This is a genomic window from Actinophytocola sp. (assembly GCF_045807065.1).
GTDB lineage: Bacteria > Actinomycetota > Actinomycetes > Mycobacteriales > Pseudonocardiaceae > Actinophytocola.
Genome location: NZ_JBJMIE010000395.1, coordinates 1 through 9,626, shown reverse-complemented (window position 1 = coordinate 9,626; position 9,626 = coordinate 1). Strand labels below are relative to the sequence as shown.

Sequence of the window (9,626 nt, the reverse complement as noted above, 5' to 3'; positions counted from 1 at the left end):
ACCCAACAACCCGGCCCAGTTCGAGTCGATGGGTTCCCTCGGCGCACAGACCGACACCGTCGGCGGCCTGGCGGCCCCGATCATCGAACTCCGCCGCCTGCGCCAGAACATGCCCAGCGGCAACTGGGGACCGGTGCTGCTCGGGGTCTTCGACCTGATCAGGGCCGTCAACACCACTCAGAACCCCAACCCGACGTATCAGCGTGGCTAGACCACAACGTCGCTCATGCCGAGGTGACGGGGTATCCCGCCCAATCGTGGCATCGCTCAGAACAGGGTCGCGGGCTCCACCGGGTCCGGCTCGGGCAGGGCGTCGAGGCCGGGCACCAGCGCCCGCACGTCGTCGTGGAAGCGGCGGGCGAGTGCCGGTGCGTCGTTGTTGTCGGGGGTGTGCACGAAGACCGTTGGTGATCGGCCCTCGTGCAGCCAGTTGGCGACCACCGTGGTCCACGGCCGCCAGCCCTTGACGGTCTCCTCGACCGAGTCGCGGCCCAGGTAGCGGACGATCGGCCGGTCGGTCAGCGCCCGTGTCCGCCGTGGCAGCCGTGGCTTTTTGGTCCAGGCGTCCTGTTCGGCTTCGCTGGTCGGCGGGCGCTGGAAGAAGACCGTGGTGTCGAAGGGCACCCATTCGGTGTCGGTGTCGGTGAGTGTCGCCTCCAGTAGTGAGGTGGAGCGGGTGTCGGTGAAGAACGCGGGGTGGCGGACCTCGACGGCGCGTCGGCGGTCGGTGGGGAGTCTGCGTAGGAAGCGGCCGAGGGCGTCGACGTCGGAAGGGCCGAAGGAGGCGGGCAGCTGGGTCCACAGGACCGCCCGTTGGCCGAGGGGTTCGAGTGCGTCCAGGAATGCCCGCATCTCGGTCTCGACGCCGGCGAACCGGCGTTCGTGGGTGACGAGTTTGGGTAGCTTGACCACGAACCGGAAGTCGGGGTCGGTCTGCTGTGCCCAGGTCGTGACGGTGTTTCGGGCGGGGGTGGCGTAGAAGGTGGTGTTGCCCTCGACCGCGTTGCACCAGCCGGCGTAGGCCCGCAGGCGCTCCTTGGCCGGCAGCGGTTGCGGCAGGAACCGCCCGGGCCACGCCTTGTGGGTCCACATCGCGCAGCCGACATGAAGACGTGCCACTGCGCCCTGCTCCCGTCGGTCGTGAGTGAAAACTACTACCCGGGCAGCAGTTTCCACTCACGACCCCAGGACGGGTACGCCGAGACCACGCCGTCCCATCGCGTCGCTGGTTCGTAACAGGATCGGTGAAGGTCTGGGCGACCGGGGTGGCTACTTGGCGGCCAGGGCGCGGCCCGTGTGGTGGGCTACGTCGCGGGCCGCGGTGTGTTGTTGGGCGGCGATGTCCTTGAGGTGGTCCAGGGCGGGGTTGACGCCGACGAGGGTGAGTTCGCGTTCCACGACGGTGAGGTCGGCCTGCCACAGGTCGCTGAGGACCCGCCGCAGGTAGGGAGTGGAGTGGTCCCAGCCCTCGCGGGGGGTGCCGGGGCCGTACCCGCCGCCGCGGACGGTGACCAGCACGGTGGCCTTGTCCTTCAGCAGGCCCTGGTCGGCGGGTCCGGCGGCGATGACCAGGTCGACCCAGGTCTTGAAGTGCTGGGAGACGCCGTAGTTGTAGAGCGGCACCGCCAGCAGTGCGGCGTCGGCGTCGGTCAGTTCCGCCTTCAGGTCGGCGGCCAGTGCCAGGGCGTCGCGCTGGGCCGGGGTGCGCTGGTCTTCCGGGGTGAAACCGGCGGTGGTCGCGAGGGTCCAGGCGTCGGGCGGCAGCGGATCGGTGCCCAGGTGGCGGCGGACGACCGGCTCGCCTGGCCGGGCGGCGGACCATTGGGCCTCCACCAGGTCGGCGAGTTCGGCGCTGGCCGAGGCGGTGGGCATGATGCTGGCGTCCAGACGGAACAGGCTCATCGGTGCTTCTCCAGGTCACAAGACAGCTCGGGACGGTCCCGGGCGCGTCGGCGAGGTCGCCGCACGCGAGCCTAAACGGACTTTACCCCACTTGTATTCCCGGCGGTAGAGTTCGGCCCGTGGATCGACCCGTCCTGCCCCTACTGGGAGCGCCACGCGCCGAGCGCGCCGACGCGGTGCGCAACCGGCGGCAGCTGCTGGTCACGGCCCGCGAGCTGCTCGCAGAGCAGGGCGTCGACAAACTGACCATGGACGGGCTGGCCGAACGGGCTGGCCTGGGCAAGGGCACGGTGTACCGCCGGTTCGGCACCCGCGCCGGGATCTTCGTGGCACTGATCGAGGACGACGAGTCCGACTTTCAGGAGCAGGTGCTGTCCGGGCCGCCGCCGCTGGGCCCGGGTGCCCCGCCACTGGCGCGCCTGATCGCGTACGGCCAGGCCCGGGCCCGGTTCCTGATCGAACACCGCGAGATCGTCCGCGCCGCCATCGACGGCCGCCAACCCGTGCCGGCAGGGACGGAGGGGAACCTCTCCCGGGCGCACAACCGCATGCTGCTCGAGCAGATCCCCCTCGGCGCCGCCGATCTCGGCGTCCTGACCGTCCAGCTCACCGCGGCCCTGGAAGGCCCTCTCCTGCTCTATCTGTCAGCGGCCGACTTCGCCGATGACGCCCGCCAGGTCGAGGAACGGACTAGGCGCGGCTGGGAAGACCTCGTCCAACGCGTCTGCCGCCCCTGACGGCTAGCGTTGTTGCTGGGCCATCCACTGCCAGATGTGGGTTCCGTGGTCGCTCGGGTCGTCGCGGGCCACGTAGATCCACGACCAGTGGCCGGGGAACTGGAAGCCGTTCCAGACGACGTGGTCGTAGAGGCTCATCAGGGAGCCGGGGATGAGGTCGTGCGCGTGGACGGTGTTGGCCTGCGGGTCCACGGTGGTGTCGTCACGGGAGGCGACCAGCCAGGTGGGAGTGCTGATGGCCGCCAGCTCGGCGTCGGGAACCAGAGGCGGGGTGCCGGCCTGTAGGGGGGTGACGACCCCGCAGATCGGTATCGACGCCGCGAACAGGGTGGGGTAGACGGTCGTCATCTTCAGGCTCATGTAACCGCCGTTGCTGCAGCCGACCACGTAGACGCGCTGCGGATCGACGGGCCGCGTGCGGGCGACGTCACGGATGATCTCGTGGATGAGCGGGGCGAAGTGGGGGCCGTCCTGCATCCAGGCGGAGGTGCTCTGCGGGGCGAGGACGTAGGCGCCGTCGAAGATCTGTTGTGCTTCGCGGGTGGCGAAGCCCAGTGCGCCGCGGTTGGCGCGCAGCGTGGTCTCGTTGTCGTAGTAGTTGTCCGGCAGGGAGGCGCCCTCGCCGCCGCCGTGCAGCCAGACGATCAGCGGACGCCTGCCGTGCCGGGGCGATGGTGCGGGGGAGTACAGCCGGTACTTCATGCCCGAGCCGGAGACGTGGTAGCTGAAGGCGTCGACCTCGGGGTTGGTCAGCCTGCCCTGCACGAACCGCGCGATGGTGACCGGCCGGCCGCGGCGCAGGGTGAGCGGGGCGTTCTGTGTGATGGTGTAGACGAGGTCGAGTTGGACGTTGCGGCCCTTGCTCCCGATGTAGCCGAGGGTGCCGCCGCCGGGTTGGCCCTCGCCATGGCTCAGCGCGAGCACGATGTTCCCGTGGCGGTCGAGTCGGGCGGCGGTCACCGGCCGGTCGAGGTCGTACCCCACGTCCTGGCCGTCGGTGGCGATCGGGCTGGTGGCCCTGGCGTGCACGCTGAACGTGCTGGTCGTCACGCTCGCCGGATCGATCCGCCCGAGCCGGGACGTGCCGAGGGTGACCGAGGTGACCTGCTCGCCACCGTCGAGCGTCACCGCGTTGAGGACGAAACCCACGCTGTTGGTTCCGTGGCTGTCGGCTCGTGCGATGCCCGGTAGTGCCAGACCGGCAGCCGCGCCCGCTCCGGCGGCCAGCACGCTGCGACGACTGGTGAACGTGGCCATCCCGACTCCTTCGTCCTGGTGCACCCGTTGCCTGGCACAAGACAAGAAGCTACGGACTTCGTTGGCGATAAACCACCCCTGGCGCGAACGTGTACGCAAGACAGGCGCTACGAGACCGGCTAGGTCCGGCGTCGCCGTCGGGTCGCGACCACCGCCGCGGTGCCGAGTAGGAGTAGTGCCGCGCCTGTCGCCAGTGGTACGAGGACCGCGGCTCCGGTGTGGGCGAGGCCGTCGCTGGCGTTGTCGCTGTCCTTGTCACTGTTCTTGTTGGCGTCGTTGGTGTTCCGCCCCGGGGACGGTGCCGACTCCGATGCCGATGCCGACGGGTCGGCCGGGTCCACGCCTGGTGCCGGTTCTTCCGGTGCCAGGCCGGCCAGCAACGTCACCGAGGCGGAGTCCGTGCCGGTGAGCGGGTCGCCGTCGGCGGGAGTCGCCTCGTAGGACGCCGTGTCTGTGAACCGCGTCGTGGACTCCGCCGCCGGCATGCTGACCGTGCAGCGGACGCCCTGCGCCGAGCCGGCCTGCAGTGCGGGCAGTGTGAGATCGCAGTCGCGGGCGCGGTCGTTCGTCACCGCGACCGCCAGGTCCACGTTCCCGGTGTTGTGGACGACCACCTCGAAGTCGACCTCCGCGCCGTGCCGGGCCTCGGTCGGGGTCGCCGCCACGGTGACCAGCAGCGCCGGGTTCAGGACCGTCACCGGCAACGGCTCCGCGTCCGCCGTCATGGCGCGGTCGGCGCCGTCGATCGCCGACACCGACGCGGTGTTGGTGAACGAACGGTCCGGGGCGGCGGCACAGGTCCTGGTCACCGACTCGCCGGGCGCGAGTGTCGGCACCACGGCCAGCACGCACGAGGGCGGCAGCGTCGGCGAGGTCACCTGGACGTCACGGACCGGCCCGTCCGCGGCGGTGCCGACGTGGGTGACGGTGAACGTGAACCGGACCGGCCGTCCGGTGCGCACCGCCGCCGGGTCGGCGGACTGGGTCACGGCGACCAGCGGCGCCAGCACGGTGAGCGGCACCGGGTCGGCGGTGGCCGTCACCGCAGCGCCCGCCGCGTCGGACGCCGTCACCGCGACCGTCGCGTCCATTGTGGACTCTGGGGTGCCCGTGCACGGCACGGTCACCGAGTCGCCGGGCGCCAGCGCCGGCACCGGATCGACGGCACAGCCCGGCAGGTTCGTGGTCACGTGGACGTCCACCAGCGGTCCGTCCTCCTGCCGGCCGGAGTGCGTCACCGTGTACGCCGCCTCGACCGGCTGCCCCCGGTACACCGCGTCCGGCGCGACCGTCTGCGTCACCGTGATCGTCGGGTCGATCACGACGACCGTCACCTGCTGGCTCCGCACGGAGATCGCGGTGCCGGTGGCGTCCGTGCCGGTCAGCACCCCTTCGCTGGCGAACGTCCCCGTCACCGCCGGGACCGTGCACTCGAGCGTCGCGGTGGTCCGCGCCGCGAGCACCGGTGGCGCCGGCGCGCAGTCGGCGGTCGCGGAGTCGGTGTACGTGAGGCCGGTGAGGTCGCCGTCGGTGTTGTTCCGCAGTGCCACGGCGAACGTGACGGGCGTGCCGGCGTGGGCGGTCAACCGGTCGGGCACCCTGCTCACGGCGTACTCCGCGGGCAGCACCACGGTGTCGTCCGCCGCCGTCGCCCGCACGGTCCGGCCGTCACCGCCGCTCGACTCCAGGTACGTGCCGGTCACGGTCAGCGCGTGCGTGGTCTGCCCGGCCACCGCGGTCACCACGCAGGTGGCCGTCGTCGACGCGTGGGGCGCGAGGGGCGCGAACACCGCCGGGGTGCACCGGTCCGCGCCGGACAGTGCGATGTCGTGCAGTGGCAGGGAACCCGTGTTGGTGATGTCGACGGCCAGCTCGACCAGGTCGCCTTCGCGGACCGGGGTGGCCGGACCGGTGACGGTCAGCCCGATGCCGGGGTCGACCGGCGCGGAGAGCGCGACGCTCTGCAGCACCACGTAGTCGTCGGTGCCGTCGATCCCGATGTCGACGTCACCAGTGTCGTTGGGCGGCAACGAGAGCCGCACGGTCTTGGCGTCGACGCTCATGTTGTTGCCGGGCCTGTGGTCGCCGTCGACCGCGCCGTCCGCGCACGACCGGAAGAAGTCCGCCACGCCCTCCCGCCCGCACGGTTCGACCACCGGCTCGCCGTCCACGGCGAACGTCTCGCCGCCCTGGCGCCAGTCGCCGTCGAACGCGGTGAGCCCCAGCGTCACGTCTCCGCGTGCCGGACTCGGCCCGGCCAGGACCACGTGCGTGCCGCCGAGGTTCGGCACCAGGTCGGGGAGCAGCGCGTCGATCGCCGAGGGGAAGCCCGGCACGAGCGGCTCCAACAGTCCCGGCACCAGCGCGCCTCCCTTCGGCAGCGGGCCGGAGTAGACGTCCACGACTCGTGGCGTCGGGTACTCGGCGGTCGGCTGTCCGAAGTCGAACACCACCACGAGCGACCAGCCACCGGCACAGCCCGGCCCGGCGGGCGCCCACACGTCCCGAACCTCGATCGGGACCGACCGGCCGGCCGGCGCGGCGGCGAACCGGTCGGTGACGTCGGCCCAGTCGGTGTACAGCTGACTCGGCTCGACCAGACCCGAGGTGAGCCGGAAGTGCTCCGGGGTGCGCGGCACGGCCACGGCAGGCCCGCCAGCGACCGCGAGCCGCACGTCCTGGCGGTCCGGACTGCCCGGCGGCGCCGCGCTCGGCGCACCGAGGGGCCGGACGCAGTTCACCCCGGAGAACCCGAGGAACGACCCGGTGTGCCCGCCCCAGTTCAGCTGCGCGTACCGCACGCGGGCACCCGCCGGGATCGTCAGCTCCGCGCTGCTCGCCGCGAACGAGTCCGGTCCGGCGGCGAGCCGCATGGCGTAGGCGTTGTTGTTCGCGCCCGCGTCCGGGGCCGCCGCGTTGTCGGTCGCCGCGCGGCACGCCTCGTCGCCCTCGGGACAGCGCAGGACGCTGTTGCCGACGACGAGCAGGTCGCCGTACACGGCGTCGCGGAAGTCCGGCTCGACTCTCGGCGCCCGCAACCCGGGCAGCGGGCCGTCCTTCCGCGCCGCCACCGGGTCCTGTACCGGCGCGAGCGGTGCGGACGGCCCGAGCACCACCATGGGCAGTAGCAGGAACAGTGCCAGCGCGACGACGGCCCACACACGCACGGGAGGCCTCCAGGGTCGGATCGGGTCGGGGATCAGACGGGTTCGACGGCGTCGACCCGCACTCGCTCCACATCGGACACGAGGAGCCGCAGCCGCACCTCCTGTCGCACCTCGTCCCCGGTGAACGCGCGCAACGAGACCAGGAACGCGCGGCCGTCGAAGTCGAGCAGCTCCGGGCTGTGGTCGGAGCTGGCGTCGTCGACCCAGCGGCCGACGTCGTAGCGGGCACCGTCGTCGGTCTCGAGCGTCGAGCCGCGGGACCGGCACACCTCGAACCACCTCGGCAGCACGTCCGCCTCGAACACCGCGCGCGGATCGGCCGCGGCCTCCTCGGCGCCGCCGACCGGCGCCGCCGACACGATCCGCGCGCCGGTCGCCGGCCCGAACCACACGTACAGCGCGAACTCGCGGCCGTCCTGGTCGTGCCCGGTCATCGGCGAGCCGAGCCGCCCGCCGTCGGCCTGCTGGTCCGGCGCCCAGGTCGTCCAGTCCACGACGTAACCGGTGTCCTCGAACGGCACCGGGTCGGCGCCGTAGTAGTCGCCGAGGTAGGCGGCGGTGATCCCGCCGTGCTCCGCCTCGGTACCCTCGTCGGCCGTGGCCGGCACCTCCGCGCCCACCTCGGCGGCGATGCCCGCGAGAATGGTCTCCTCGGTGACCAGCTCCGCGTCCGGGTCACCGACCCGCTCGTGGGACTGGACCGCGACCCCGCCTTCCGGATCGGTGTCGAGGACCAGGTCGTAGTAGACGCCGGTGTCGTCCGGGACGCTGCTCGCGGTCACGGTGATCGTCCGCGCCGGCTGCGGCGCGTCCTCGACGATCGCCATGGTCGTCCAGTCCACCTCGGCGTTCTCCGTGCCGACCGACACCGGGCGGTCACCCACCAGTTCGACCAGCTTGGCGCGCAACCGTTCGGTCAGCGCGTCGTAGTCGTCCGGGACGAACGCGCGCAGCCCGAGGTTCAGCACCCCGGACACGCCCTCCACCTCGACGAGGTGCTCGCCGGGCCCCCGCAGGCCCTGCCAGTGCGCCTGCGTCGGGTCCACCAGCCGGAACAGTGCCTGGTTCGCCCAGCACTCGTTGGCCAGCGCCGTGAGCGCCTCGAGGTCGGCGTTCAGCTCGGCCGGCACGTCGCCGGACTGCGTCTCGGTGCTGGTCATGCCCTGGCCTCCACGAATCCGTTGATCAGGTCGAGTGCGAGACCGCTCGCGCCGGGCCCGGCCGCGAGCTGGGCGGCGAAGTCCGGCGGCCCGGCCGCCTCCTGCGCCTTCGTCAGGTCGGGTGGCGGCAGCTCGGGGTCGATCGCCATGACGGTGATGGCGCCGTCGGGGAGGACGGAGAGCGTCAGCGTGTGCCTGCCCCGCCTGCCGACGGCGGTGGCGGTGACCGTGGCGGCGATGATGCCGTGCTCCTCGTCGCCCCACGTGAGCTCGTCCCACGCCGCGGCCAGCTCCGTGTACTGGTAGGTGAACGACGGCGAGTTGTTCCTCTTGACCTGCGCCAGCACCGCCTGGTGCATGGCGGTCCGGTCGTCGGGGGAGAAGCGCAGCGTGTCGCGGGTCAGCACGCCCTGCACGCCCGCGATCTCGCAGACGATCTTCCCCTCGTCGATCGAGATGATCCGCACCCTGCTGAAGTCGAGGCCGTGGAACAGCGGGTTGGTGCCGTGCACCTGCTGCCCGACGAACGCCTGCAGCTGCTCCTGCTCCTCCTTGGTCATGTCGGCCGGCACCAGCTCCTTGTGGATGTCCGCCCAGTAGTCGAGCGCGCTGTTGCCGGACTTCACGACGAACACGGCGATGTTGACGAACGGGATGGCCCGGCCGAGTGCGTTGCCGATCGCCGCGGTCGTCGCGGGCGCCAGCTCCTTGCAGACGCTGACGAAACCCTCCTGCGCGAGGTCGGTGAGGCTCGACGGGAGGCCGACGTCGACGTTCAGTGTCTCGAGCAGACTCTTGATCGCCTCGCCGATCCTGCCCATGGCGTCGTCGTCCGGGCCGTCCTCCCGTTCGAGGGTGCCGAACTGGATGTCCAGCTCGTCGATGGCGTTGGTGAACGTCGGGCTGGCGGCGAGCGGTGGATGCGCCTCGATCAGCCGCTCCCGCAGGCGCTCGATCCGGTCGTGCAGTGCGAACCGCACCGCCTGCTTCTTCGCGTAGGCCTGCCGCACCAGGGGGTTGCGCCTGGCGCGTTCCTCGATCGCCGTCCCGATCCCGCCCGGGATGGCGAGCACCTTGTCGACCTGCTTCTGCACCCGCTCCTTGGCCTTCTCCTTGCCGAGGTGGAACTTGCCGGCCGCCGACTCCTTGAACTTCTCGGACAGCTCGAACTTCGCGCCGGCGAGCGTGACCTGGTTGTTCTTGTTCCGCGAGGCGAAGGCGACGATGACGCGCTTGCCCGCGAGGTCGACGAGGTCGTCCGCGATGCTGATGCCGGCCGAGACGGGGGAAAGCTGTGGGAAGAAGCCCGACACCACCCCGAACGCACCGACCAGCAGGTGCATCCCCTCGAACACGCCGCCGATCACCGGGAACATCGCGTTGAAGTCCCCCGCGATGATCTT

The 9,626-nt window shown here is 71.5% G+C and carries 8 protein-coding genes; 2 read left to right on the top strand and 6 right to left on the bottom strand.

Annotated elements, in window-relative coordinates; all coding sequences use genetic code 11:
- Positions 1–211: hypothetical protein (locus ACJ73U_RS23135; RefSeq protein WP_407779781.1), on the top strand; the 211-nt coding region annotated here is incomplete at its 5' end.
- A 56-nt stretch (positions 212–267) separates the two neighbouring features.
- Here ACJ73U_RS23135 and ACJ73U_RS23130 read toward each other — a convergent pair.
- Both ACJ73U_RS23130 and ACJ73U_RS23125 read right to left on the bottom strand, forming a co-directional pair.
- Complete coding sequence (locus tag ACJ73U_RS23130) at positions 268–1,092, bottom strand: DUF72 domain-containing protein (protein ID WP_407779782.1); 825 nt, start codon at positions 1,090–1,092, stop codon at positions 268–270.
- A gap of 177 nt (positions 1,093–1,269) precedes the next feature.
- Positions 1,270–1,902, bottom strand: a complete 633-nt coding sequence (locus ACJ73U_RS23125; protein WP_407779780.1) for an FMN-dependent NADH-azoreductase — start codon at positions 1,900–1,902, stop codon at positions 1,270–1,272.
- Between the two features lie 119 nt (positions 1,903–2,021).
- Here ACJ73U_RS23125 and ACJ73U_RS23120 point away from each other — a divergent pair, with 119 nt between their 5' ends.
- Positions 2,022–2,639 (top strand): TetR/AcrR family transcriptional regulator, encoded by a 618-nt coding sequence (locus ACJ73U_RS23120; protein WP_407779779.1) that lies wholly within the window; start codon positions 2,022–2,024, stop codon positions 2,637–2,639.
- Between the two features lie 3 nt (positions 2,640–2,642).
- On the opposite strand, the gene ACJ73U_RS23115 is transcribed toward ACJ73U_RS23120, so the two are convergent.
- The 4 genes from ACJ73U_RS23115 to ACJ73U_RS23100 form a co-directional block, all read right to left on the bottom strand.
- Complete coding sequence (locus ACJ73U_RS23115) at positions 2,643–3,896, bottom strand: prolyl oligopeptidase family serine peptidase (RefSeq protein ID WP_407779778.1); 1,254 nt, start codon at positions 3,894–3,896, stop codon at positions 2,643–2,645.
- A gap of 119 nt (positions 3,897–4,015) precedes the next feature.
- Positions 4,016–7,063 (bottom strand): hypothetical protein, encoded by a 3,048-nt coding sequence (locus ACJ73U_RS23110; RefSeq protein ID WP_407779777.1) that lies wholly within the window; start codon positions 7,061–7,063, stop codon positions 4,016–4,018.
- Positions 7,064–7,095: 32 nt separating this feature from the next.
- Positions 7,096–8,223: a hypothetical protein gene (locus tag ACJ73U_RS23105; RefSeq protein ID WP_407779776.1), complete on the bottom strand. Its 1,128-nt coding sequence runs from the start codon at positions 8,221–8,223 to the stop codon at positions 7,096–7,098.
- On the bottom strand, positions 8,220–9,626 hold a 1,407-nt coding region (locus ACJ73U_RS23100; RefSeq protein ID WP_407779775.1), incomplete at its 5' end, for a hypothetical protein. The genes ACJ73U_RS23100 and ACJ73U_RS23105, both read right to left, overlap by 4 nt.

Bases quoted from the DNA above. Each gene is read 5' to 3' on its own strand.
- ACJ73U_RS23115 (WP_407779778.1), bottom strand. From the start codon at position 3,896: ATGGCCACGTTCACCAGTCGTCGCAGCGTGCTGGCCGCCGGAGCGGGC.
- ACJ73U_RS23130 (WP_407779782.1), bottom strand. From the start codon at position 1,092: ATGTGGACCCACAAGGCGTGGCCCGGGCGGTTCCTGCCGCAACCGCTG.
- ACJ73U_RS23125 (WP_407779780.1), bottom strand. From the start codon at position 1,902: ATGAGCCTGTTCCGTCTGGACGCCAGCATCATGCCCACCGCCTCGGCC.
- ACJ73U_RS23105 (WP_407779776.1), bottom strand. From the start codon at position 8,223: ATGACCAGCACCGAGACGCAGTCCGGCGACGTGCCGGCCGAGCTGAAC.